The following is a 24668-nucleotide window of genomic DNA, read 5'->3' as shown; positions in this document are numbered from 1 at the left end:
GGGACGGACAGCTCGGCGGCCCGTACCAGCTCGGGGTTGTCCGGCCGGATCGCGCTGGAGACGACCACGCACCACCCTGGGAGAACACGTATGGCACCCGGTATCCCCACCGCCATGGAACGGCCGCACTTCATCGGCATCGGCGGCGCCGGAATGTCGGGTATCGCCAAGATCCTCACCCAGCGCGGCGCGAAGGTCGCGGGCAGCGACTCGAAAGAGTCCGGCACCGCCGAGGCCCTGCGCGCCCTCGGCGCCACCGTCCACATCGGCCACGCGGCCGAGCACCTCGCCGACGACGCCTCGTGCGTGGTCGTCTCCAGCGCGATCCGGCCGGACAACCCCGAGCTGGTACGGGCCGCCGAGCTGTCCGTCCCCGTCGTGCACCGCTCCGACGCCCTCGCCGCCCTGATGGGCGGGGGCCTGCGGTCCATCGCCGTCGCCGGCACCCACGGCAAGACGACGACGACCTCCATGCTGGCCGTCGCCCTCAGCGAGCTGGGCCTCGACCCCTCGTACGCCATCGGCGGCGACCTGGAGGGGCCCGGCACCAACGCCCGTCACGGCGAGGGCGACATCTTCGTCGCGGAGGCGGACGAGAGCGACCGGAGCTTCCAGAAGTACGACCCCCAGGTCGCGATCGTCCTCAACGTGGAGCTGGACCACCACGCCAACTACGCCTCCATGGACGAGATCTACGAGTCCTTCGAGACGTTCGTCGGCAAGATCGTCCCCGGCGGCACGCTGGTGATCGCCGCCGACCAGCCCGGCGCGGTCGAGCTGACCGCGAAGGTCCGCGACCTCTCCACGGTCAAGGTCGTCACGTACGGCGAGGCGACGGACGCCGACGTACGCGTCCACAAGGTCACCGCGCGCGGTCTGACCAGCGAGGTCACCGTCGTCCTGGCCGGCCGCTTCCTCACCTTCACCGTCTCCGTCCCCGGCCGTCACTACGCGCACAACGCGGTGGCCGCCCTCGCGGCGGGCGTCGCGCTCGGCATCCCCGCGCACAATCTGGCCTCCGCGCTCGGCAAGTACACCGGCGTCAAGCGCCGCCTCCAGCTCAAGGGCGAGGCGAACGGCGTGCAGGTCGTCGACTCGTACGCGCACCACCCCACCGAGATGACCGCCGACCTGGAGGCGATGCGCGACGCCGCCGCCCCCGGCTCCCGGCTCCTCGTGGTCTTCCAGCCGCACCTGTTCTCGCGCACGCAGGAGCTGGGTACGGAGATGGGCCAGGCCCTCGCCCTGGCCGACGCCTCTCTCGTGCTGGACATCTATCCGGCCCGCGAGGACCCGATCCCCGGCATCACCAGCGCGCTGATCACCGACGCCGCCGGGCGGGCGGGCGCGGCCGTGACGGCCGTGTCCGACAAGGGCGCGGTGCCCGACGCCGTGGCGGGAATGGCGAAGCCCGGTGATCTCGTTCTCACCATGGGGGCGGGAGACGTCACGGACCTCGGTCCGGAGATTCTCGCCCGGCTGTCCCACTGAGGCGCGTCACCGGAGTGAGGCGCGCCATCCGAGGCGCGAGAGAGGAAGTCATGGCGTACGACATCGACAAGCCCGACGAGCAGTGGCGCGAGGAGCTGTCCCCGGCCGAGTACGCGGTGCTGCGCCAGGCGGGCACCGAGCCGGCCTTCGTCGGTGAGTACACGGACACCAAGACGGAGGGCGTGTACTCCTGTCGCGCGTGCGGCGCGGAGCTGTTCCGCTCCGACACCAAGTTCGAGTCGCACTGCGGCTGGCCGTCCTTCTACGACCCGAAGGACACCGACGCGGTCGAGCTGATCGAGGACCGCACGATGGGCATGGTCCGTGTGGAGGTCCGCTGCGCACGCTGCGGGTCGCACCTGGGCCACGTCTTCGAGGGCGAGGGCTACCCCACGCCGACGGACCAGAGGTACTGCATCAACTCGATCTCACTGCGGCTGACCCCCGACGAGGCCTGAGGGCCCGCGCGGGAACGTCGGCGGCCACCCGGCGGGCGTTCACTCGCCTCCGGTGGCCGCCGCTTCCGTCTCCGGGCGCAGCAGCGGATGGATCACTCCGGGCAGCACCCGCGCCCGTACGACCGGCTCCGCCGCCCCGCCGACGGTCACGGTCTCGGCGACGCCCCAGGGCCGTCCGGCCAGCCGGACGGTGAGGGTGTACGAGGACGAACAGCCGGTGCACTCGTAGCGGTCGGCCCAGATCTCGACCTCGGTGGTGCTGCCCGGGTACCGCTTCACATGGCGGTGCCGGGCGTGGCAGTGACCGCACTTCTCGCCCGGCTCACAGGTCCCCCCGCACGGACAGGGCACGTCGAAGCTGTCGGCGGGCACCCAGCGCTGCACACGCGCGGCCTCGCGGGTGGCGCCCATGTCCTTCATGGCCTTGAGGTTGCGGGCGGCGACGTTGTACGACTCGCCGGTGGCGTTCATCCGGTCACGGATGACGTCCTTGCGGCCTCGGTTGGTCGTCATGGCTTTCCTTCACCGGTTCCTTCGGGTGTCACGCAGCCCGGAGGGAGGTGCACGAGAGTGGTGGGCTCCACGGTACCTGGCGGCGCGACGCGGACCGTACCCGCGGAGAACGTGGACCGTACCCGCGGAAGCGGACCTTCCGTACTGAACGGACGGTCCCGGATCGCGGCCTTGTGTGGGGTTGGCCTGTCCATGACGATGTAGCGGCCGTTCATCGCTTCGGAAGGGACTTTCCATGCCCGAGCAGTCCGCTGGAATGCCGCGTAGAAGGACCGTTCTCGCCTCGGCCGCCGTGACCGCCGCCGGGGTACCCCTGATCGGCTCCGCCGGGCAGGCGGCTGCCGCGACCGGCGGCGGTCGGGGCGAGCGGGGCGGGCGGGTCACCGCGCAGGCGCCCGACCGGGAGTTGCGCAAGCTGCTGGGCGAGATCGACGCGGACCGGATCGAGGCGACCGTACGGCGGCTCGCCGCGTTCGGGACCCGGCACACGCTGTCCGTCCAGGACGATCCCGAGCGCGGGATCGGCGCGGCGCGTGACTGGATCCTGGGCGAGATGAAGAAGTACGCGTCGGTGTCCGGCGGCCGGATGACCGCCGAGCTCCAGTCGTACATCCAGGAGCCCGCGTCGCGCGTCCCGGTGGCGACGAGGATCACCAACGTCGTCGCCACGCTGCGTGGTTCGGTCACCCCCGACCGCGTGTACGTCGTCGCCGGGCACTACGACTCGCGCGTCACCGACGTCATGGACGCGACCAGCGACGCGCCGGGCGCGGACGACGACGCGTCGGGTGTCGCGCTCGTGATGGAACTGGCGCGGGTGATGGCGAAGCGGCGCCCGGCTGCGACGATCGTGTTCGCCGCGGTCGCGGGAGAGGAGCAGGGCCTCTACGGATCGCGGTACGCGGCAACGCAGTTCAAGGCGGCGGGCGTTGACATCCAGGGCATGTTCACCAACGACATCATCGGCAGCTCACGCGCCGACGACGGCACCCGGGACCCGTACACGGTGCGGCTCTTCACCGAAGGCGTACCGACGTCCGAGACCCCGGCGCAGGCCAACACCCGCCGCTCGGTGGGCGGCGAGAACGACTCGGCGACCCGGCAGCTCGCGCGCTTCGTGAGCGACGTCGGCGACAACGAGGCGACGGGCATGAACGTACGCGTCGTCTACCGGCGCGACCGCTATCTGCGGGGCGGCGACCACATCCCGTTCCTCGAACAGGGCTACCCGGCGGCCCGGTTCACCGAACCCGCCGAGGACTTCGCGCACCAGCACCAGGACGTACGGGTGGAGGACGGCAAGCAGTACGGCGACCTGCCCGAGTTCTGCGACTTCGACTACATCGCGCGCGTGACGCGGGTGAACGGCGCGGTGCTGTGGACCCTGGCCCAGGCGCCGGGCACACCCCGCGAGGCGCGGATCGTGACGAGCAACCTCACCAACGACACCGAGCTGAAATGGGCGCTCGGCACCGAGCCGGACCTCGCGGGCTACGAGGTGGTGTGGCGCGAGACGACCGAGTCGGAGTGGACCCACGTGATCAAGGTCGGCCTCACGACCACGCACACGGTGGACCTGTCCAAGGACAACGTCTTCTTCGGCGTACGGGCGGTCAACCGGGACGGCAAGCGGAGCCCGGTGGCCTTCCCGCTGCCGGGCAACTGACCGGGCGAGGTGTCGGTGGCGGGTACTCACCCCCTAGCCTCGGGTCCATGGGACTTGAATGGGACTCGCTCGTCATCGACGCCGCCGACCCGATCGCGCTGGCCCGCTGGTGGTGCGAGGCGCTCGGCTGGGTCGTGGTGAACGAGACGGCCGAGGAGTCCGAGGTCAGGCCGGCGCCCGACCGGATGCCCGGTCTGTTCTTCGGGGTCGTACCGGAGGGCAAGACGGTCAAGAACCGTCTGCACCTGGACTTCCGCCCCGACGACCAGCACGCGGAGGTCGAGCGCCTGCTGGCGCTCGGCGCCCGCCGCGCGGACATCGGGCAGCGGGGCGACGAGCCGTGGGTCGTCCTCGCCGACCCCGAGGGGAACGAGTTCTGCGTGCTGGGGGAGCGGGCCTCGGGCTAGCGCGCAGGCTGGAGCAGGTCCCAGCGGTTGCCGTACAGGTCCTCGAAGACCGCCACGNNNCGTGGCGGGGCTCCTCCAGGAAGCGCACCCCCGCCGCCAGCATCCGGGCGTGGTCCCGCGCGAAATCGTCCGTGTGGAGGAAGAACCCCACCCGGCCGCCCGTCTGCGCGCCGACGCTTCCCCGCTGGGCGTCGTCGGCCGCGCGGGCCAGCAGGAGCGCGCCCTCGCCGCCGGGCGGGCGTACGACAACCCAGCGCGAGCCGTCGCCCCGGTCGGTGTCCTCGACCAGGTCGAAGCCGAGGGATCCGGTGTAGAAGGCGATGGCCTCGTCGTAGTCGCGGACGACGAGAGTGACCAGGGCGATATGAGGCATGCCCGGACGTTATACGTAACACGCGGCAGCGGGCAAGGCCGTCCCGCCGGATGGAACAATGCCGCCATGGACGCGCGGCAGCTCGACACCCTCACCCACCGCGCCCGCCTGCTCGCCACCCCCGGCCGGCGCCGGATCCTGGGCATCGCGGGCGCGCCGGGCGCGGGGAAGTCCACCCTCGCGGCGGAACTCGTCGCGGCGCTCGGCGACAGCGCCGTACTCGTCCCCATGGACGGCTTCCACCTCGCCCAGGCCGAGCTGCGCAGACTCGGCCGCGCCGGGCGCAAGGGCGCGCCCGACACCTTCGACGCCGTCGGATACGCCGCGCTGCTCACCCGGCTGCGGGCGCCCGAGCCGGGGGTCGTCGTCTACGCGCCCGCGTTCGACCGGGACCTGGAGGAGGCCGTGGCGGGCAGCATCCCGGTCGCGCCCGACGTCCCGCTGGTCGTCACCGAGGGGAACTACCTGCTGCACGACGACGGGGCGTGGGCGCCGGTCCGCGACCTCGTCGACGAGGCGTGGTTCCTGGAGCTCGACCCCGTGGTGCGCGTACGGCGCCTGGTCGACCGGCATGTGCGGTTCGGCAAGGAACGGCCGTACGCCGAGCGCTGGGTGCGGGACTCCGACGAGGCCAACGCGCGACTGGTGGCACAGGGCAGGCACCGCGCGGACCTGGTCGTTCCGGTCACCGTCGGACCCGGCTGACCGCCGTCGTACGCCCCCCGACCCGACATCCGGCGCCGCCCAGGGCCTACCATCGAACGTTCGACGCACAGGACGATCACAGGGGCAACGGGGACCGGGGCGCGAAGCCGAGCAGGATCATGGGGAGGCGGACGACGTGGGGCTGTTCAGACGCGGGCCGAAGCGGGACGGGCGTGAGACGCCTCGCGACCCCGAATTCTCCTTCTTCTCCACCGACGAGGCCGCGCTCTTCCGCAGCCAGGTCCGGGCGGCGTTCGCCGAACGGGGCCTGGAGGTCACCGTCTACTCGGACCTGGTGACCGACAGCGCGGGCCGCCAGTTCGGGCTCGCCAACCTCGCGGCCGTCTGCCACAACGACGACCGGGGCGCCCGCGTCTGGGGCGAACTCGTGCGCCAGCACGCCGGGATGGTCCTGCGGACCATGGACGGCCCGTCGGCGCTCGACACGCTGCCGCCCGCGCAGATACGCGCCCAGCTCTACCCCCGGGTGATCAGCGGCGACAGCCTCGACGCGCAGGCGTTCGCGTACGCGCGCTCCGTCGCCCCCGGGCTGTACGAGATCCTCGCGCTCGACCTCCCGGAGAGCGTCATGATGCTCACCGACGAGGCGCTGGAACCGCTGGGCCCGCTGCACGAGTTGCGGGCGCAGGCACTGGGCAATCTGCGCCAACTGCCCGTCGAGGGACGGGAGACGGTCAAGGATCCGGAGGGCATGCGGTTCGAGGTCGTCATGGGCGACTCGTTCTACACCGCGAGCCGGGTGCTGGCGCTGGACACCGTCGTACAGCAGGTCACCGGGCGCCGGCTCGGCACGGACGGGGCGCTGGTCGCGTTCCCGTTCCGCCATCAGCTGGCCTTCCACGTCATACGTGACGCGACGGTCATCCCGTCGCTGAACGCGATGGCGTCGTTCGCCGCGTCCGGCTTCGAGGACACGCCGGGGGCGATCAGCCCGTACGTCTACTGGTGGCGCGACGGCACGCTGACACAGCTCAGCGACAAGGACGAGGGGAACGTGGAGGCGGGCGGGCTGCGCATCGTGGTCGGTGACGACTTCCAGGAGCTGCTGGAGCGCCTGATCTCACCGTCGCGGCCGGAGCGCCCGGAGGACTGAGCGCGCCGGGAGGACTGAGCGCGCCGGGCGGGCGCGGCGTCAGAGGGCGGCCAGCAGATCGTCGAGCGGGGCGGGTACGCGGTCGGGACCGAGGGCCTCCACGAGGACCCGGCCGTAGTGGATCTTGCGTCCCTTCTTCGAACCGAGGAAGCGCCGCAACTGCTGCTGCGAGGTGCGGCCCTGCTGCGCGGGCTGACGCAGGAACGTCCGCAGCGGGCGCGTGTCACCCTCCGCCCGGACCAGCTCCGCCACCCGTGTCACGCCCAGCGCGCGGATGAGTTCGTCCTCCAGGTCCGCCGCGCAGACGAAGAATCCGTGCGGCGCCGCGCCCGCGCGCTCCCAGCCGCGCGTGTAGTAGGGCCGCTCGCCCTCGTCGCACAGGCCGGTGAGACGCAGGCCGAGGCCGGAAGGACCGAGGAGACCGGCGAAGCGCCCGACGCTCATCGCCCCGCCCATCGGCAGGACACAGACACCTTCGGCGGCCAGGTCCCGACCCCGGCTCGCGGCCAGCGCGTCGACCGCCGCCACGTCGCTCGGACCTTCGAGCAGGACGACCGCCCGCACCGGCAGCGCCGCGGCCAGCCGGCGCGCGGGCCCGCCGGGCCCACCGGCCGCCCACGCGACGGCCGCGTCACGGAAGAACCCCATGTCAGACATGGGACGAGTCTCCGCCGTTTCCGACCACCACGCCAAGGACTTTCCGGCGGCGCGTCGGCGGGTGCGCGACGCCGGTCCACCGACGGCCCGGCATTACGTAGGGTCTGGCGCATGACCACCGAGCAGATGGAGCGGACGGCCACCGCCTGGCGGCAGTTGACCGAATGGCTGCGTGTGCACGCCCCCACGTCGCACGCGTCGATTCTTCCCCCGGCCACCGCGGCCGAGACCGAGGAGGCGGAGGCCCGACTGAGGCACGGCTGCGGGTATGGCTTCCCGCCCGAGCTGACCGCCCTGTGGGCGGTGGCCGGCGGGGTACGGCAGCTCGACATCGACGAGTACGACGAGGAGGGCGAGGTGGCCACCGGCCGGTTCCTGCCGCACGGGCTGCTGCTCACCCCCGCCCAGTCGATCCGGCCACGGCTGGCGGGTCTCGACGCCCAGGGCAAGGACCACTGGGAGGGCGCACGGTGGGCGGCCCCCTTCGGCAACTACCGCGAAGCCGCCGACACCGGTCTGTACCTGTCCGCCGACGGTCTCGGCAAGTGGCGCGCCTACGAGGGCATGTTCATGGACGAGCCCCTGTATCCGTCGATCGCCGCCTACCTGGAAGCCGTCAACCGAACACTCACCGCGGGCCCGGCCGACGGGATGGGACCCGAGGTGCCCGGCGTCGTGTACGGCTGCCTCAGCTGGCAGGATCCGCTGGACCCGAGGCTGGACGAGACGTTCGCGGACTGGCGGCCCGTCCATTAGAAGGGCCCCACCCCGACCGGGGTGGGGCCCGACTGTCGTCACCGGAACGCGTTCACGGCTTCGTCATGGTGCAGACCAGTTCGGCCTTCGAGGTGTCACATCCCCTGAACCAGGCATTGCCCGGATCCAGGAAGTAGCCCTCGCCGTCCAGGAGCCGCATCTTGCTCGCGAAATCACCGAACGGTCTCATCGAGCCCTGGTTGACCTCACCGGACATGGACGACCGGCCGCAGTTCTCGGTGAACGACGGGGCGTCGTAACGGGTGTCGTCGAGGAAGTGGACGCTTCCGTCGTCCGTCGTGGCGGACACGGTCTGGATGCAGTCGGCGCCGCCGCCCGGGGCCTCGTTCTGACCGCCGTTGATCTGCTTCATACCGGCGGACTGGTACGTCGAGGCGAACGGGAACTCGTCGCAGTTGACCTCGTCCCCGGGCTTGTGCAGGACCGTCATCGGGTGCGGCAGGAACGTCTTGCGCGGAACCCATCCGGTGTTCCCGTCCTTGGCCCCCTGATAGCGGGTGCACATCGCGTCACGGCTCTTGTCGGAGTCGTAGCCCGTCTTGTTCCGGGCGGGCGGCGGCAGGTACTGAAGCGGAGCGGCCCAGCTCTGCCCGATGCCCTTGACCCTCGACTTGTTCTGGATCAGCCAGGCGTGCGCGGCGGCCTCGGGGAAGGCGGCGGTGTTGAACGCGTACGTCGGGGCGTACTGCGGCAGCACACAGCCCGGGGCGCCGTAGGAGGCGACCTTGTCGCAGGTCACGATGAGCTTCGGGGACTCCCAACTGCCGTAGTCGTCCCTCCATTCACCCTTCTTGCCGTCCAGGCCGGGCGGCGGCTCCACCTCGGTGACGGGCCGGCCGCTGAAGTAGACCGGCATGCTCTTCGACAGGTCGCCGTCGGTGGTGCCGGTGGCCTTCGTGACATTGCCGTTCCACTTGTGGTCGGCCGTGCCGGTGGCCATGTGGCCGTCGACCGGATCGTTGCCGCTCATGCCTCCTTCCCAGGTCAGGTCGCCGTAGAAGTCGAAGTTCTGCCGCTCGCTGTCGCCGCCCGAGTTGCAGCCGTCGCTGCTGCACATCGAGTCGAAGAAGGCTCCCGGGTTGCCGGCGCCCATCACGACCGCCCGGTCGTTGCCCGGGAAGTTGTTGTAGACCGGGTTGATCTGCACCCATGTCTTGATGGCGTCGCCGTGGGCGTCGGTCTTCACCTGGAAGTGCACTTCGAAGTTCGCCCGGTACTTCACCGGCACGACGCCGTCCTGGAGCTTGCTCTCCGCGACGAACGAGAGGTCGTAGAAGACGCAGGCCTCGGTGCGGGTCATCAGCGACTTCTGCGCCTCACCGTAGAGGCTGGGCTGGCACCAGGCGTCCTTGACGACCGGGTCCGGGTACGAAGGGGCGCGGGTGCCGAGTTGTTTCGCGGCCTTCCTGGTGAACTCCTCGGATGCCTGGTCCTTCGGAGTGATGGTGACCTGGGTGCCTTCCCCGGTCTTGAAGGTGCCGGCCTGGCCGCCCTGCTTCCAGCCGTCCCACGCGGGCTTCGGAGGATCGGACGGCGCCGGCTGCTGCGAGCCGGGGTCGTTGGCCGGGAGGGTGATGTCGATCTTCTGCGGGCGGTTGTAGTCCCGGTTCCCGGCGGTGAATCCGTAGTCCTTGATCGGGCCGACGTTGCCCGCCCGGTCCACGGTGCGGGTCTGCGTCACATGATTCCCGTCCGCCGCGGGCGTGATCGTGTAGGAGGCGTCCGGAGCGGGGGCCCTGCCCGACACCGCGAGGGTGGTGGTGCGCACCGTGGTCCAGCCGGCGTCGTCCGCGTCGTCGGAGTACGGGTCGAGACGGTGACGCACCTCGTTGGCGTCCGGAGCGCCCGTGACGACGTCGAAGGTGCCCGCGACACCGGCGCCACCGCCGCCCCAGTTCTCCGGGTACGTCGCGGAGGCGACGCTCTGCGGCTCACCGGGCGCCGTGGTGTCGACGACGAACTGGGTCCACGGTGACCAGTTGAGGTTGTAGTGGGTGCCGTCGTAGGCGTTGGTGCGGAACTTGTACGTCTTGCCGTCCTTGAGCTGTCCGGCCGGGACGGTGACGGAGGCGGGCTTGCCCGCGGCGACGAAGCCCGACACGAGCAGGCCCTCACCGGCCGGGGTGGTGATGGGGGTGTCGGTGGCGGCGTCGTAGACCTGGAAGGTGGCGCTGACGGTGTCGCCGTCGGCGTCGGTGAAGGTGTCCCGCAGGGTCGGGGTGGTGTTGTTGACCGCCCACACGCCCGCGTACGACTTGAACGGCGCGCCGGCCTGCCGGTCCGAGCCGTCGGACGGGCGGTAGTTGTAGGTGACGGACAGCTTGGGCTGGTTGGCCGTGTTGTTGGCGGAGTTGACGCGCTTCCACGCCTTGATGTCGTCCGTCGCGGCGCGCAGGCCCATGTGGCCGCGGGTGGCCTTCGCGGAGGCCCAGGACTGGACGAGGGTGTCGACGTCGGCGTTGATCCAGCCGTCGGGCTGGGTGGCGCAGTCCGGGTTGCCGGTGGTCTGGGTGGAGGAGTGGTACTCCTGGTTCCAGGCGGGCTGCGCGGTCCAGCGCGAGGCGGTGGAGGGGGCGCCGGTGTCCCAGACGGTCCACTTCTGGGCGGTGCAGTCGGTGTTGCCGGAGTGGAAGTTCCACAGTGCCAGGTTGGTGTCGACGATCAGCGCGTCCTGGATCGGGGTGGTGTTCCAGGTGATGAACGAGCGCGCGGTACGCGGGGTGCCGTCGGGGTTCTTGGTGCCGGGGTTGCCGAGGTCGAGTTCGGTGTCGGTGGACCAGTCGACGGTCTCGCCCTGCTGTACGTAGGTGTCGAAGGTGTTCGACAGGGCGGAGGTGGAGGGGTCCACGGTGACCGGGAACTTTGTGTCCGGGTCGGCGAGGAACGCCGCGGACGGGGTGACGACGAGGTCGACCTGGCCGGCGCCCTTGTCGATGACCTTCATGTCGACGCGGGCGCGGTTGGTGTGCTCGCCGGAGCGCTTGTCGACTGCGGAGTCCCACATGACGGGCGCCGGCATGGTGGCGCGGGCGGCGCCGGTCCTGGCATCGGTGAAGGTGACCGAACCGTCCTTGTTCGCCTTCGCCTTCAGCCCCTTGGCCTTGACGGGGAGGGTGTAGCTGTAGGCGCCGGTGGGCCGCTCGCCGATCTCCACGAACTGCTCGAAGCCGGTACGGGTGGCCTCGACGATCACATCGGCGCCGGGCACGGCGTTCTTGTAGCGGGCGTGGGTGCCGTCCAGTTCGGGCTTCGGCAGACCGCCCTTCCACTGGAGCGTCACCGCGCTGTCGCCGCTGCCCAGGGTGACGAGATCGCGTGCGGTGCCGTCCTGCGCGGCGCGCAGCGACGTGGGCGGGGTGCCGCCCTTGCCCGCCAGACGCAGACCGCCCGGATGCGCCTTCGCCGTGACGGTTCCGTCGGCCGCTTCGGTGAGGGTGGCGTCGGCCTTCTTCCACGCGCCGTTCTTCCAGACCCGCTCGGGGCCGGCGGTGAGTTCGGTGGTCAGGGTGCCGTCCGGGTTGGCGACGGTGTACGTGGTGGGAGTCGTCTCGTCGGTGGCGACGGTCTTCTTCCCGGTCTTCTTCGCCCGGGTGAGGGCCCAGGCGATCGAGCCCTTCGTGTGCTTGGCCGCCCAGGCCAGGTCCGACTCCCAGATCTCCTGCTGGGAGGGGGACTTGAGGGTGGCGGCGGCCTTCGGCGCGGTCGGCGCGTCCGGTGCCGCCACCGCGGTCTGCCCGGATATCAGGGCGGCCTCGGCCGCCAGCACCAGCGCGGATATCAGAGCGACGCGGTTTCTTCGGCGCCGTAAACCGGAGCGTGCGGCCAGGTGCCTGCCTCTGTCTCTGTCTCTGTCTCTGGACACGGTGGAAGATCCCTTCCGATCCTGCCGCTCGGCAAGATCCGCAGGGACCTACCCCTGCCCGTACCGCTACCTGCGGGCGGAATGTGAGACTCCGCGTGACTGTCGACACGGTTGCCCACCTGGCGGTGTGAAGTCCGTGGAGGTCGGCCGCGAGGAGTGGAGATCTCGTGCCGACTCCGGCATCGCCCATCCGGAAGGGACCGTCAACTCATCAGTCCGGCGTGTCCACTTGGGGCGCGCGCAGCCACGCGGCCCCTCGAGGGGAGAGCGCGTAGCCGACGTCGAGGCTGAGCGTGAGACCCAGGTTCTTCAGCTTGCGGATGTCGCGCTTGAGCGTGTCCTTCTCGACGTCGAGGGACGCCGCCAGATCCGCGGCCCGGGTGCCCGGTCCGGCCTCGATCAGTCGCAGTGTCTCGCGCGTCCACGGCCCCCGGGCGCTGCGCGCGTCGAGACGGTCCAGTGCCGCGCCGATGCCCGCGACGTCACCGGCGGTGAGGGCCGCGTCGTCCGCCGTCGCGTGGCGGGGGTCCGGGCCGCCGTACGACAGGGTGATCCGGAAGACCGGGTCACCGGGCGCGCCACGCAGCGACGCCAGGACGTCCTCGACGCGGCGGGCGCCGGCGGCGTGGGCGTCCTCGGTGGTGATCGTCGCCGGATCGATCCGCTCGACGGCGCCGATGACGATCACCCCGGCGACGGAGAGGAACGTGCGCCCGGCGCTGACCCGGCAGGTCGCCCAGCGGCGGAACGCGAGCGTCACCTCGCCCCGGGCGACGCCTTCGGCGACGACCCGCGTCAGCATCATGACGTGCTCCTGGCGGTCGGCGACATGAACGCGACCCATCCTGCCGCACCCGCCCGTTCCCGGCGGCTCTCCACCTGCCGGGAACGGGAGGGCGGAGCCTCACCGGCAGGGCTCAGCGGAAGTGCGAGAGCACGTTGTACGGATACGGCAGCGGGCGTGCGCTCGCCTCGTCCAGTCGGGTGGTCTGAGCCGCCGTCAACTCCCAGCCCACCGCGCCCAGATTGTCCTTCAGCTGCTCCAGGGTCCGCGCGCCGATGATCGGGGCCGTGACCCCGGGGCGGTCGAGCAGCCAGCGCAGCGCCACCTGGGAAGGGGTGCGCTCCGACTCGGTGGCGATCTCCTGGACCGTCTCCACGACCCGCCACGTCTCCTCGTTGTCCCGGCCCCGCCAGCTCTCGCCGTCGCCGTGCGACTCGCGGCTGCCGGGCGGGACCGACGTCATGCCGCGCCGGTACTTGCCGGTCAGCCAGCCGCCCTGGAGCGGGCTGTACGGGATGACGCCGACGCCCGCCGCCTCGCTCTGCGGCAGCAGCTCCCACTCCACCTCGCGCGCGAGGAGGTTGTAGATCGGCTGGAGGCAGACGTACGGCGCCCAGCCCCGCCGGTCGGCCACGTCGAGCGCCCGCTGGAGCTGGCCGGGCGAGACGTTGCTCGCGCCCAGATAGCGGACCTTGCCCGCCCTCACGAGGGTGTCGAGCGTGCCGAGGGTCTCCTCGATCGGGGTCCTGAAGTCCCAGACATGCGTCTGGTACAGGTCGATGTAGTCGGTGCCGAGCCGCCGCAGGCTCGCCTCCACCGCCGCGATGATGTGCTTGCGGCTCAGGCCCTCCTCGTTGGCGCCCTCGCCCATCGGGAGGGCCACCTTCGTCGCGATGACGAGCGCGTCGCGGTCGCGCCCCTTCAGCCAGCCGCCGAGAACCTCCTCCGAGACGCCCCCGCCGTACGCGTCCGCCGTGTCCAGGAAGGTGCCGCCGGCCTCGGTGAAGGTGTCGAGGATGCGGTGCGCGCCCGCCTCGTCGTCCTTCGTGAAGGTCATCGTGCCGAGACAGAGTTCGCTGACGCGGAGTCCTGTTCTACCGAGAGTTCGCTGCTTCATGCTCCGACGCTAGACGTTCGAGCGCACACGAAGGCAGGAGATTCTCCTGTGGGCCGATTCTCCGCACGGCGTAGGGCCTTCCGTGCGGCGTGCTCCTCTGCGCGCGAGGGGAGTTCAGCCGCCGGCCAGTACCGCGCACGACTCCGGCGGCAGCCGCAGCACTCCGTCGGGGCCGGGCGCCTCGACCGGCTCCCAGGCCACCAGCACCTGCCCGCTCCGGCCGCCCAGCGGGATCTCGGCGGGGCGCGCGGACAGGTTCAGCGCGATCCGCAGATCGCCGCGCCGGTACGCGAGCCAGCGCGCGCCCTCGTCGTACGCCACCTTCACCGTCGCCAGGTCCGGGTCGGACAGGTCCGGATGGCTGTGCCGCAGCGCGATCAGGTCACGGTGCCAGGCCAGCAGCCGGGCGTGCGGCTCACGGGCCGCCTCCGTCCGGTCCAGGCACGAGCGGTCGCGGGTGGCGGGGTCCTGCGGGTCGGGGATGGACTCCGCCGCCCAGCCGTGCGCAGCGAACTCCCGCCGCCTGCCGTTGCGTACGGCCTCCGCCAGCTCCGGGTCCTGGTGGTCGGTGAAGAACTGCCAGGGCGTACGCGCCCCCCACTCCTCGCCCATGAACAGCATCGGTGTGAAGGGCCCGGTCAGTACGAGCGTCGCGGCGCACGCCAGCAGACCGGGGGAGAGGGTCGCCGACAGCCGGTCGCCGAGCGCGCGGTTGCCGATCTGGTCATGGGTCTGGGCATAGCCGAGGAAGCGGTGGGCGGGGGTCCGGCCGGGGCTGACGGGGCGGCCGTGCGTACGGCCCCGGAAACTCGAATACGTACCGTCGTGGAAGAAGGCGCGCGTCAGCGTCTTGGCCAGCGCGGCGACCGGCCGGGCCGCGAAGTCGGCGTAGTAGCCCTGCGATTCGCCGGTGAGCGCGGTGTGCAGCGCGTGGTGGAAGTCGTCGTTCCACTGGGCGTGCAGCCCCAGGCCGCCCGCCGGGCGCGGTGTGGTCGTCCGAGGATCGTTCAGGTCGGACTCGGCGATCAGGAACAGTGGCCGGCCCAGCTCGGCCGAGAGCGCGTCGACGGCGGTGGACAGCTCTTCCAGGAAGGTCAGTGCGCGGGTGTCGGCGAGGGCGTGCACCGCGTCGAGGCGCAGGCCGTCGAGACGGTAGTCGCGCAGCCAGGCGAGAGCGCTCTGAAGCAGATACGCGCGGACCTCGTCCGAGCCGGGGGCGTCGAGGTTGACGGCCGATCCCCAGGGCGTGTGGTGCGTGTCGGTGAAGTACGGGCCGAACAGCGGCAGGTAGTTGCCGGACGGGCCCAGGTGGTTGTGCACCACGTCCAGGACGACACCGAGGCCAAGACCGTGCGCCGTGTCGACAAAGTGCTTCAGTGCCGCCGGCCCGCCGTACGGCTCGTGCACCGCCCACAGCGACACACCCTCGTACCCCCAGCCGTGCGTCCCCGGGAAGGGGCACACCGGCATCAGCTCGATGTGCGTGATGCCCAGCGCCGCGAGGGGGGCGAGCCGGGCCGCCGCCGCGTCCAGGGTGCCCTCGTCGGTGAACGTACCCACGTGCAGCTCGTAGAGGACCGCGCCCGGCAGCGGCCGGCCGTGCCACGGCGTGGACCATTCGTAGGAGGCGTGGTCGACGACCGCGCTGAGCCCGTCGGGGCCGTCCGGCTGACGACGGGAGCGCGGGTCGGGCAGCACGGGGCCGTCGTCCAGGGCGAAGCCGTAGCGGGTGCCGTCGGCCGCGGGCCCGTCGGCGGTCCACCAGCCCTCGCGCAGCGGGTCGCGCGTCATGGGGTGGTCGGCGGCGTCCGCCCGACGGAGCGTCACCCGGTCCCGCGCTGTCGGTGCCCAGACCTCGAACTGCACGAATGGTCCCCCTCGGTCGCCTCTGCCGTCGGCACTCCTGTCACCATATGGTGACAAGAGTGCGGGCCGGAGGCCCGGTGATCGCGTCGATTCGCACGACACGACCGGAACCGGTCAGACCAGGTTGATCCGCTCCGTGACCACCGGATAGCCCGCGCGGGCGAACTGCGCGGCCATCGGAAAGTTCCCCTGGTCCGTCGCGGCCGCGATGAACGTCGCCCCGGTCTCCGCCAGCACGTTCGTGCACTCGGCCAGAAGGTCGTACGCGTACCCGTGGCCGCGCTGTTCCGGTACGACCCCGATGAACCCGACGATCGGCCCCGCCGGGTTGTGCGCGGGTACGTGGATGCCGACCAGCTCTCCCGCCGCGTCGTAGGCCAACTGCCACCACTCGCGCGGCGACGGACACCAGCGGAAGAAGTCCAGGTCCTCCTGGGCGGCCAGATCGAGGCCCGACTTCTCGATCGCGAGCCGGGCGTGCGCGTCGAGTGAGCCGGCGTGGACGCGGCGCAGCACGTCGAAGATCACGTCGTCGTCCGGCTCGGGGCGGAACTCCAGCCGGCCCGGCCGCGCCGGCAGCCCCAGATCGGGCGTCCACCGGTAGGTGAGGCGCTCGACCAGCCGCTTCATGCCGGCGGCCTCCGCGGCGTCCGTCCGGGACTCGACGGCCGCGCGCAGGACCGGGTCATCGCGCCAGCCGGGGGGCGCGATCAGCTCGTACTCCACGTTCCACGGAGCGCGCCGCAGCAGTTCCGCGCCCGCCTCCTCCTCGCCCGGCGCGACGTCGAACCAGTTCAGCAGCACCGGCTCCCGGTCGTCGGGCCCGGCCCACCAGGCGGCGCGGGCCACGACCGTGCCGTCGCGCAGCGCCACCCAGCTCCACTCGGGGCGGTAGTCGCCGCCCTCGGCGACGGTGCGGTACTCGACTCCGGTGATCGCGCGCCCGACAAGTCCGGGGTCGGGCAGTGAACGGAACAGCGGTGCTTCGGAGCCGGTGAGCTGACGGAAGACCGGATCGGTCATGTAAGTGAGCCTCCAGGAAGGGGCCCTCACCGTAAACGACCTGCAAGTGGCCCCGCGAACCAATTTCGTCACCGTGGATTGGCCCTTCTGGACACGTCACGGACTCGGCCCGACAATCAGTCATGTGACGTCCTCGTTCGAGTTCCACACGTATCCCGCTCGGCTCTCCGACGCCGAGCGCGACCGTGTGCTCGCGGTCCTGAGAGAAGGGGCGGCGCAGGGCAAGCTCTCGCACGACACCTTCATACGCCGCATGGATCTCGCGCTGGCCGCGCGCAGGTCCGACGAGTTGCAGGTCCTGACGGCCGACCTGGACACCGACGGCCGGTGGACGCGGCGGCTGTTCAGCGCGGTGGGGCGGGCTTCGGCGTTCTCCGGGCGGCTGCGCAGGGCCTGGCAGGTCGAACGGGTGCCGAAGCTGTTGCTGCCCGACCCGGGCCCGGTTCCGCTGCGTATAGGCCGCGATCCGATGAACGGGCTGCGGCTGACCCACGACACCGTCTCGCGGCTCCACGCCGAGCTGGGCATGCAGTCCGGCCGGTGGCTCCTGCGGGATCTCGGGTCGACCAACGGCACGATGGTCAACGGGCGCCGGGTGACGGGGACCGTCGTCGTGTACGACGGGGACATGGTGAGCTTCGGCGAACTGAGCTTCCGGCTCGCGGCGCACTGAACTGACTCGACAGGCGGCGCTTCCTAGGCGCCGGCCGTCGGCCCGGACGGCTGGTGGAGAGCCGCTCAGTCCCGCCGCGACAGCAGCGCCACCGGGCCCGACGACAGGAGTTCCGTCAGGGAGACCGGGCCGCCCGGGAACTCGCGGTCCGGGGACAGCGCGTCCGTCCAGCGGCCCGCGGGGAGTTCCAGCACCGTGCCCGACCAGCCGCCCGACGCCGCCAGGCGCAGGGACAGCCGCGTGACCACCGTGATGACCTCGCCCGACCGGGAGAACGCCACGCAGTGGTCCGTCGCCGGGCCCGTCGCCGGCAGGGGCGTGTACGTGGCCGACTCCGCGAAGGCGTGCGGCCGTTCGCGGCGCAGCCCGAGGGCCGCCACCGTCAGCACCGTCTTCTCGTCGGGCGGGCCCGTACGGAAGCGCTCGCGGTTGTCCGGGTCGACCAGGGCCAGATACTCCCGCTCGGAACGCTGGTAGATGTCCGGCACGCCCGGCATCGTGAGATGGACCAGCGCCGCGCCGAGCGCGTTCGCCCGTACGTAAGGGGCGAGTTCACGGGTGAGCCGGGCCACCGCCTCGCGCGGCTTGCCCGCCGGACCCGCCTCCACGAAGTCCCGTACGGCCTGCTCGTAGACCGGATTCGGCTCCGTCCAGCTGGTGTGCAGGCCCGCCTCCCGTACGGACTTCAGCAGCGCCGGCTCCATCCGGGCGCCGTCCGGCGGCGCCTCCACCGGGGTGAAGCCGACCGCCGTCTGCCAGGTCTGCCAGGCCAGTTGGGCATCCGGCGCGGGGACCTGAGCCAGCTTGCGCAGCAACGCGTCCCACCGCTCTGGGCACTCGGACAGGACGGTGATCGCGGCCCGTACGTCCGCGCTGCGCTTGGTGTCGTGCGTGGTCAGCACGGTGCCCGTGGCCGGCCAGTCGCGCGCGAGGCGCGCACAGTAGTCGTGGAAGCGCTCCGGGCTCACCGCGGGCCGCCCGGGATCGCCGCCGACCTCGTTCGCGGACAGCAGCGGCACATGGCGGTAGAACGCCGTGTCCTCCACGGCCTTGGCGCGCAGCGCCGACGACGTCTGGGCGAACCGCGCGCAGAACGCCGCCCGGTCGGGGCCGCCGCCGAGCCTGCCGAGGGCCAGCTCCCGTACGACGTCGACCGCCGCGGCCTCCTCCGGCACCGCGAACGCCGCCCTCGCCTGCCGTACCGCCTCGTCGGAGAGCGCGGCCTCGTCGGACTTCCGGCACACCTCGCCCGCGACCGCGTAGGGCCGGTAGACCGGCACCCGTACCAGCAGCTCCCTGATCGCCGTCCGCAGCGCCCACGGCGCGTGGTCGCGCAGCGTCACGTCCGCGGCGCAGATCCGCTCCGCGATCCGGGCCAGGGCCGTGGTCTCGGCGGCCAGTTCATCGATGACGACCTTGTACATCGCGCGCCGCACGGTCGCTTCCCAGTAGCCGCCCCGGTCACCGGCGGGCCCGGTGAAGTCCCGGAAACGGTGCGCCAGTTCGTCGGCGCCGACCGGGTCGGTGAACAGCCCGTCGATGTGGTGCAGCGCGTCGTACCCCGTCGTGCCCGCCACCGGCCAGCTCGCGGGCAGTGGTTCGTCACCGGTGAGGATCTTCTCCACGACCGTCCAACAGGCCCCGCCCGTGGCCTCGTTGAGACGGCGCAGATAGCCCTCCGGATCGGCGAGACCGTCCGGGTGGTCGATCCGCAGACCGTCGACGACCCCGTCCCGTACGAGTTCGAGGATCTTGGCGTGGGTCGCGGCGAAGACCTCCGGGTCCTCCACCCGCACCCCGATCAGCTCGGAGATGGTGAAGAAACGCCGGTAGTTCAGCTCGGTCCGGCCCAGCCGCCACCACGCGGGCCGGTAGTGCTGGGCGTCGAGGAGGGCGGGCAGCGGCAGCCCCTCGGTGCCGGCCGCCAGCGGGAAGCGCTGCTCGCCGTGGTGCAGCATGCCGTCCTCGACCCGCAGCGCGTCGAGTTCACCGCCCACCGGCCCCGCGAGCACGGGCAGCAGCAGCTTTCCGCCGCCCGCCTCCCAGTCGATGTCGAACCATCGCGCGTACGGGGACGCCGGGCCCTCCCGCAGTACCTCCCACAGGGCCCCGTTGTACCGGGGCGCGGTCGCCATGTGGTTGGGCACGATGTCCAGAACGATCCCGAGCCCGTACTCCCGCGCCCGGTCGGCCAGCCGCCGCAGCCCCTCCTCGCCCCCCAGCTCGGCGCGCACCCGCGAGTGGTCGACGACGTCGTAACCATGGGTCGAACCGGGTACGGCCTCCAGCACCGGTGACAGATGCAGGTGCGAGACCCCCAGCGCGGCCACGTACGGCACCGCCTTGGCGGCGGAGGCGAAGGGGAAGTCCGGCTGGAGCTGGAGTCGGTAGGTGGCAGAGGGCGTCATGCGAACGTATGTACCCCGCTCAGCGATATCTGTGTCATCTGCTCACGCATTCGGCAGTCCGGCGGGCCCGGACGGCGCGCGGACCCGGATGCGCGGGCACGACCGGGCGGGGGCACGGACCCGTACCCCCGCCCCATCCTGCCTGATCGCCTCTACACCTGCCGCACCAGCACCGTCATGCTGCGCCCGATCATCGTGATCCGCTCGCCCGCGTCCACCTTCGGACCGTCGCCCGGCGGTACGCCCTCCGGACGGGCGGTGTCCACCACGATCCGCCACTGGCTGCCGAGATTGGCGGGCACGGCGAACTCCAGCTCCCGCGCGCTCGCGTTGAACATCAGCAGGAACGAGTCGTCCGAGATCCGCTCGCCGCGTGGCCCCGGCTCCGAGATGGCCTGCCCGTTCAGGAAGACCGACATCGCCTTCGCGTCGGTCGCGTCCCAGTCGCCCTGGATCATCTCTTCACCCTCAGGGGTGAACCACGAGATGTCCGACAGCTCGTCGTGCGTCCCCTCCACCGGACGGCCGTGGAAGAACCGCCGCCGCCGGAAGACCGGATGGTCGCGCCGCAGCCAGACCATCGTCTGGGTGAAGGCGAGCAGGCCCTTGTTCTTCTCGTCGCCCTTCTCGGGCCAGTGCACCCAGGCGACCTCGTTGTCCTGGCAGTACGCGTTGTTGTTGCCGCCCTGCGTTCGGCCGAACTCGTCGCCGTGACTGAGCATCGGCACGCCCTGGGACAGCATCAGCGTCGCGATGAAGTTGCGCACCTGACGGTCGCGCAGCTCCAGCACGGCCGGGTCGTCACTCTCGCCCTCCGCCCCGCAGTTCCACGAGCGGTTGTGGCTCTCGCCGTCCCTGTTGCCCTCGCCGTTCGCCTCGTTGTGCTTGTCGTTGTAGGCGACCAGGTCGTGCAGGGTGAAGCCGTCGTGGCAGGTGGTGAAGTTGATGGACGCCAGCGGACGGCGCCCGTCGTCCTGGTAGAGATCCGACGAGCCGGTGAGCCGCGACGCGAACTCCGCCAGGGTGCGCGGCTCGCCCCGCCACAGGTCACGGACCGTGTCCCGGTACTTGCCGTTCCACTCGGTCCACAGCGGCGGGAAGTTCCCCACCTGGTAGCCGCCCTCGCCGACGTCCCACGGCTCGGCGATCAGCTTCACCTGGCTGACCACCGGGTCCTGCTGGACGAGGTCGAAGAACGACGACAGCCGGTCCACCTCGTGGAACTGACGTGCCAGGGTCGCCGCGAGGTCGAAGCGGAAGCCGTCGACGTGCATCTCCTCCACCCAGTACCGCAGCGAGTCCATGATCAGCTGGAGCACGTGCGGACTGCGCATCAACAGCGAGTTCCCGGTGCCGGTGGTGTCCGTGTAGTAGCGCGGGTTGTCGGCGCCGAGCCGGTAGTAGGAGGCGTTGTCGAGGCCCCTGAAGGAGAGCGTCGGGCCCAGATGGTTGCCCTCGGCCGTGTGGTTGTAGACGACGTCGAGGATCACCTCGATGCCCGCCTCGTGCAGCGCCTTCACCGCCTGCTTGAACTCCAGCACCTGCTCGCCCCGGTCTCCCCAGGAGGCGTAGGTGTTGTGCGGGGCGAAGAAACCGATGGTGTTGTAGCCCCAGTAGTTGGCCAGACCCGCGTCCACCAGCCGGTGGTCGTTGACGAACTGATGCACCGGCATTATTTCCAGCGCGGTCACGCCCAGCTCGGTCAGATGCTCGATCACCGCCGGGTGGGCGAGCCCCGCGTACGTACCGCGCAGCTCCTCGGGCAGCTCCGGGTGCAGCATCGTCAGGCCCTTCACATGGGCCTCGTAGATGACGGTGCGGTGGTAGTCGGTGCGCGGGCGGCGGTCGTCGCCCCAGTCGAAGTACGGGTTGACCACGACGGCCGTCATCGTGTGCGGCGCCGAGTCCATGTCGTTGCGCGAGTCCGGCTTGCCGAAGTGGTAGCCGTACACCGACTCGTTCCAGTCGATGCTGCCGCTGATCGCGCGCGCGTACGGGTCCAGGAGCAGCTTCGCCGAGTTGCAGCGCTGCCCGTTCGCGGGCTCGTACGGCCCGTGGACCCGGAAGCCGTACCGCTGACCCGGCATGATGCCCGGCAGGTAGGCGTGCCGGACGAAGGCGTCTGTCTCGCGGAGCTCCACCGCCGTTTCTGAACCGTCGTCGTGCAGGAGGCACAACTCGATCCGGTGCGCGGCCTCTGAGTAGACCGCGAAGTTGGTTCCGGCGCCGTCGTACGTGGCGCCGAGGGGATACGTCTGTCCCGGCCAGACCTGCATAGATATGACTCTTCCACTTCTGATCCGGGTGCTCGGGCTGTCTTCGGTCAGATACTCCCCGAAAGAGGCGCAACCTCCTAGGAGGCCGGTGCCGAAGCCGGGCCGGAAGCAGTCGGGCCGCCCCGGCGGGTCAACTTCGGGTTCTCGGAGCACCACCCCGTTGCCGGACCGTGTCCTGACGTCGCATATGGCCGGATTCAGACCATACGCCGCCACTGGGCCGACCATCCGTCACCAGGCCCAATCACTATGAATCATCCCACTCCGGCCGAGATCGGCACACAGAACGCCCGGCCGCGTCACAGGAGTTGAGAAACGAGCCTGTGCATCCGGCTGCACCTCCTCCCCTTTGCGCAGTACCCTTCCTTGATCGTTGAAAGGGGAGGGAAGGCGGTGCGCGGGTGAGCTCGGGAGGGCTGGAGCTACCCCCAGGTGACCCAGGTCGCGAGGGGGTTTCCGGCGACATCCCGCCCGGAGCGGTCTCCCTCGCACGGCCGATGGAGATCGGGGCGGAACTGGACTGGGGCCCGGAGGCCTGGAGCGAGGTGCGTACGCGCGCCCAGCGGGCCGGCCGGGCCTATATCTGGCTGAATCTGGTCGAACAGCGGCTGCGTGCCGTCGTGTCGGCGATCCTCAAGCCCATCTACGAGCCGGTCCACGGCGACGACTGGGTGGTGGCCGCCGCCGGACCGGCGGGCCAGGAGTGGGTCCAGCGCGCCGTCGCCGTCCGCGAGGTCTCCCGGCGCAAGGGCTATCTACTGGACCCGGCAGACGACAACGTCCTGAGCTTCCTCACGCTGCCGCAGCTGCGGGAGCTGATGGTCCAGCACTGGCCGGGCTTCCAGCCGTACTTCGACGACCGCAGGGACGTCGAGCTGGCCCTGGACGAGCTGGAGGTCGCCCGCAACGTCGTTTCCCGCAACCGGGCGCTGTCCGAGGCCGTGCTCGCGCAGGCCGAGCGGGCCTCCGCGCGGCTGCTGGAGATCCTGGGCAGCGGGTCGGCCGTGCCGTCCGCCGAACGGCTCAGGGTGGACGCCGTGGAGGACCTGGTCGGTGACCGGTACGCGGACGTCGTCTCCGTCCACCCCGACCGGGTACGCCTCCAGCGGCAGATCCCCGCCGAGGACCTCTTCGGCGGCGCCCGGCGCCTCGACGCGGTCGGGATAGGCCTGAACCTCCTCGTACAGAACTTCTCCGGCCGGCGCCTCGTACGGCTCGCCGAGTCCGGCTGCCGGATACGTCTGCTCTTCCTCAACCCGGCCAGCAGCTCGGTCAAGCGCCGGGAGCGCGAACTGGGTCTCAAGAAGGGCGAGCTGAGCCGCTCCGTGGAGATGAACATCCTGCACATGCGCCGGGTCCGCTCCCGGCTGCGCGACCCGGGCGCCTTCGAGATCCAGGTCTTCGACGAGACCCCGCGCTTCACCGCGTACCTGGTCGACGGGGACGGGCCGGACGGCCTGGCGGTCGTCCAGTCGTATCTGAGACGGGCGCGCGGCATGGAGGCGCCGGTGCTGGTCCTGCGGGGCGCCGGGCGCGATGTGGTGCGGGTCGGCCAGGACCAGGAGCACGGTCTGTTCCAGACCTACCGCGAGGAGTTCGAGTCGGTGTGGGCCGACTCGCGGCCCGTCTCCTGAGGCCGGGTCTCCTGAAGCCACGTCAAGGCTCCGGCCGGCGTTGTCAGTGCCGCGTGCGAGGGTGAAAGCCGAACGGGGAGAGAAGCAGAAGGAGGACCGGGATGAGCTGGCACGGGGAGCCGTTGGTCGGATTCGATCTGGAGACGACGGGCACGGAGCCGCTGGAGGCGCGCATCGTGACCGCCGCGGTGATCGCGGTGCGGGGCGGTGCGGTGGAGGAACGGCGGGACTGGCTGGCGGACCCGGGCATCCGGATCCCCGAGCAGGCGTCCGCGATCCACGGCGTCACCAGCGAGCGCGCGTCGGCGGAGGGCCGGCCCGCGCGTGAGGTGGCCGACGAGATCGCGTCGGCGCTGGCCGCGTACTGGACACGGGGCGTGCCGGTCGTGGCGTACAACGCGTCGTTCGACCTGACGCTGCTCGCGGCGGAGTTGGCGCGGCACGGGCTGCCGTCGCTGAACGACCGGATGGACGGCGGGCAGATCGGCCCGGTGATCGATCCGTACACGATCGACCGCGCCGTCGACAAGTACCGGCGTGGCAAGCGGAATCTGGAGGCGGTCTGCGTCGAGTACGGGGTGGTGCTGGACACGGCCCACGACGCGGGCGCGGACGCGCTGGCGGCCGTACGGGTGGCGACGGCGATAGCGGGCCGCCACCGCCAGGTCGCGTCCCTGACGGCGGCGGCGCTGCACGAGCGGCAGATCGCCTGGTACGCGGAGTGGGCGGCGGACTTCCAGAGCTTCCTGCGCCGCAAGGGCAACACGGCTGCGGTGGTGAACGCCACCTGGCCCCTGCGCGAACTGGTCCCCGCGACCCCCTGAGCGGGGCGGGGCCCCGAAACCCAGCCCGCCCGGCGTTTGA

Annotated in this window: 19 protein-coding genes and 2 pseudogenes; 10 read left to right on the top strand and 11 right to left on the bottom strand. The window is 71.2% G+C overall.

Annotated features, from left to right (window positions below):
* The first annotated feature begins 90 nt into the window (after positions 1–90).
* Positions 91–1491, top strand: coding sequence for a UDP-N-acetylmuramate--L-alanine ligase (murC, locus tag BHU15_RS25705; RefSeq protein ID WP_069629362.1), 1401 nt, complete (start codon positions 91–93; stop codon positions 1489–1491).
* Between the two features lie 50 nt (positions 1492–1541).
* Positions 1542–1949 (top strand): peptide-methionine (R)-S-oxide reductase MsrB, encoded by a 408-nt coding sequence (gene msrB / locus BHU15_RS25700; protein ID WP_069629361.1) that lies wholly within the window; start codon positions 1542–1544, stop codon positions 1947–1949.
* 39 nt (positions 1950–1988) lie between these two features.
* Here msrB and BHU15_RS25695 read toward each other — a convergent pair whose 3' ends face one another.
* Entirely contained in the window at positions 1989–2462 is a 474-nt protein-coding gene (locus BHU15_RS25695; protein ID WP_069629360.1) for a hypothetical protein, read from the bottom strand.
* A gap of 235 nt (positions 2463–2697) precedes the next feature.
* Here BHU15_RS25695 and BHU15_RS25690 point away from each other — a divergent pair, with 235 nt between their 5' ends.
* Positions 2698–4128: a M20/M25/M40 family metallo-hydrolase gene (locus BHU15_RS25690; protein ID WP_069629359.1), complete on the top strand. Its 1431-nt coding sequence runs from the start codon at positions 2698–2700 to the stop codon at positions 4126–4128.
* Positions 4129–4175: 47 nt separating this feature from the next.
* Positions 4176–4535 carry a VOC family protein gene (locus BHU15_RS25685; protein ID WP_069629358.1) on the top strand — a complete coding sequence of 120 codons (360 nt, stop codon included), beginning with the start codon at positions 4176–4178 and terminating at the stop codon, positions 4533–4535.
* On the opposite strand, the pseudogene BHU15_RS41575 reads toward BHU15_RS25685, so the two are convergent.
* Both BHU15_RS41575 and BHU15_RS38600 read right to left on the bottom strand, forming a co-directional pair.
* A pseudogene (locus tag BHU15_RS41575) lies at positions 4532–4592 on the bottom strand (VOC family protein); the annotation flags it as partial. The gene BHU15_RS25685 and the pseudogene BHU15_RS41575 overlap by 4 nt on opposite strands.
* Positions 4593–4595: 3 nt before the next feature.
* Positions 4596–4857, bottom strand: a pseudogene (locus BHU15_RS38600) (VOC family protein); the annotation flags it as partial.
* 117 nt (positions 4858–4974) lie between these two features.
* Between BHU15_RS38600 and BHU15_RS25680 the strand changes: the two are divergent.
* Both BHU15_RS25680 and BHU15_RS25675 read left to right on the top strand, forming a co-directional pair.
* Complete coding sequence (locus BHU15_RS25680) at positions 4975–5613, top strand: nucleoside/nucleotide kinase family protein (protein ID WP_069629364.1); 639 nt, start codon at positions 4975–4977, stop codon at positions 5611–5613.
* 136 nt (positions 5614–5749) lie between these two features.
* On the top strand, positions 5750–6727 hold the full coding sequence (locus BHU15_RS25675; protein ID WP_069629357.1) for a DUF1444 domain-containing protein: 978 nt from the start codon (positions 5750–5752) through the stop codon (positions 6725–6727).
* Positions 6728–6766: 39 nt separating this feature from the next.
* Here BHU15_RS25675 and BHU15_RS25670 read toward each other — a convergent pair whose 3' ends face one another.
* A complete protein-coding gene (locus BHU15_RS25670) occupies positions 6767–7384 on the bottom strand; it encodes a TOPRIM nucleotidyl transferase/hydrolase domain-containing protein (protein ID WP_069629356.1) in 618 nt (205 codons plus the stop codon).
* Positions 7385–7495: 111 nt separating this feature from the next.
* Between BHU15_RS25670 and BHU15_RS25665 the strand changes: the two genes are divergently transcribed.
* Positions 7496–8140 (top strand): SMI1/KNR4 family protein, encoded by a 645-nt coding sequence (locus tag BHU15_RS25665; RefSeq protein ID WP_069629355.1) that lies wholly within the window; start codon positions 7496–7498, stop codon positions 8138–8140.
* Positions 8141–8192: 52 nt separating this feature from the next.
* Here BHU15_RS25665 and BHU15_RS42185 read toward each other — a convergent pair whose 3' ends face one another.
* The 5 genes from BHU15_RS42185 to BHU15_RS25640 all read right to left on the bottom strand — a co-directional run bounded on the left by BHU15_RS42185 (position 8193) and on the right by BHU15_RS25640 (position 16813).
* Positions 8193–12023 (bottom strand): DNRLRE domain-containing protein, encoded by a 3831-nt coding sequence (locus BHU15_RS42185; RefSeq protein WP_368483217.1) that lies wholly within the window; start codon positions 12021–12023, stop codon positions 8193–8195.
* Positions 12024–12234: 211 nt separating this feature from the next.
* On the bottom strand, positions 12235–12828 hold the full coding sequence (locus tag BHU15_RS25655) for a hypothetical protein (RefSeq protein ID WP_069629354.1): 594 nt from the start codon (positions 12826–12828) through the stop codon (positions 12235–12237).
* A gap of 112 nt (positions 12829–12940) precedes the next feature.
* Positions 12941–13924, bottom strand: coding sequence for an aldo/keto reductase (locus BHU15_RS25650; RefSeq protein WP_069629353.1), 984 nt, complete (start codon positions 13922–13924; stop codon positions 12941–12943).
* Between the two features lie 114 nt (positions 13925–14038).
* Entirely contained in the window at positions 14039–15790 is a 1752-nt protein-coding gene (gene treZ, locus BHU15_RS25645) for a malto-oligosyltrehalose trehalohydrolase (protein ID WP_069629352.1), read from the bottom strand.
* A gap of 114 nt (positions 15791–15904) precedes the next feature.
* On the bottom strand, positions 15905–16813 hold the full coding sequence (locus BHU15_RS25640; protein ID WP_069629351.1) for a GNAT family N-acetyltransferase: 909 nt from the start codon (positions 16811–16813) through the stop codon (positions 15905–15907).
* Positions 16814–16937: 124 nt separating this feature from the next.
* On the opposite strand from BHU15_RS25640, the gene BHU15_RS25635 reads away from it, so the two are divergent.
* On the top strand, positions 16938–17486 hold the full coding sequence (locus tag BHU15_RS25635; RefSeq protein ID WP_069629350.1) for a DUF1707 and FHA domain-containing protein: 549 nt from the start codon (positions 16938–16940) through the stop codon (positions 17484–17486).
* A gap of 65 nt (positions 17487–17551) precedes the next feature.
* Here the strand turns inward: BHU15_RS25635 and treY are convergent, their stop codons facing one another.
* Together treY and glgX are read right to left on the bottom strand one after the other, a co-directional pair.
* Positions 17552–19894, bottom strand: a complete 2343-nt coding sequence (treY, locus tag BHU15_RS25630; protein ID WP_069629349.1) for a malto-oligosyltrehalose synthase — start codon at positions 19892–19894, stop codon at positions 17552–17554.
* A gap of 152 nt (positions 19895–20046) precedes the next feature.
* Positions 20047–22170 carry a glycogen debranching protein GlgX gene (glgX, locus tag BHU15_RS25625; RefSeq protein WP_069629348.1) on the bottom strand — a complete coding sequence of 708 codons (2124 nt, stop codon included), beginning with the start codon at positions 22168–22170 and terminating at the stop codon, positions 20047–20049.
* 401 nt (positions 22171–22571) lie between these two features.
* Here glgX and BHU15_RS25620 point away from each other — a divergent pair, with 401 nt between their 5' ends.
* Both BHU15_RS25620 and BHU15_RS25615 read left to right on the top strand, forming a co-directional pair.
* Complete coding sequence (locus BHU15_RS25620) at positions 22572–23804, top strand: DUF5919 domain-containing protein (protein WP_031229186.1); 1233 nt, start codon at positions 22572–22574, stop codon at positions 23802–23804.
* Positions 23805–23905: 101 nt separating this feature from the next.
* On the top strand, positions 23906–24628 hold the full coding sequence (locus tag BHU15_RS25615; protein WP_069629347.1) for a 3'-5' exonuclease: 723 nt from the start codon (positions 23906–23908) through the stop codon (positions 24626–24628).
* Positions 24629–24668 lie beyond the last annotated feature (40 nt).

The organism is Streptomyces niveus (assembly GCF_001723055.1).
Taxonomy (GTDB): domain Bacteria; phylum Actinomycetota; class Actinomycetes; order Streptomycetales; family Streptomycetaceae; genus Streptomyces; species Streptomyces niveus.
Note: the sequence above shows the minus strand (reverse complement) of the source record. Positions and strands in the feature narration are given on the sequence as shown.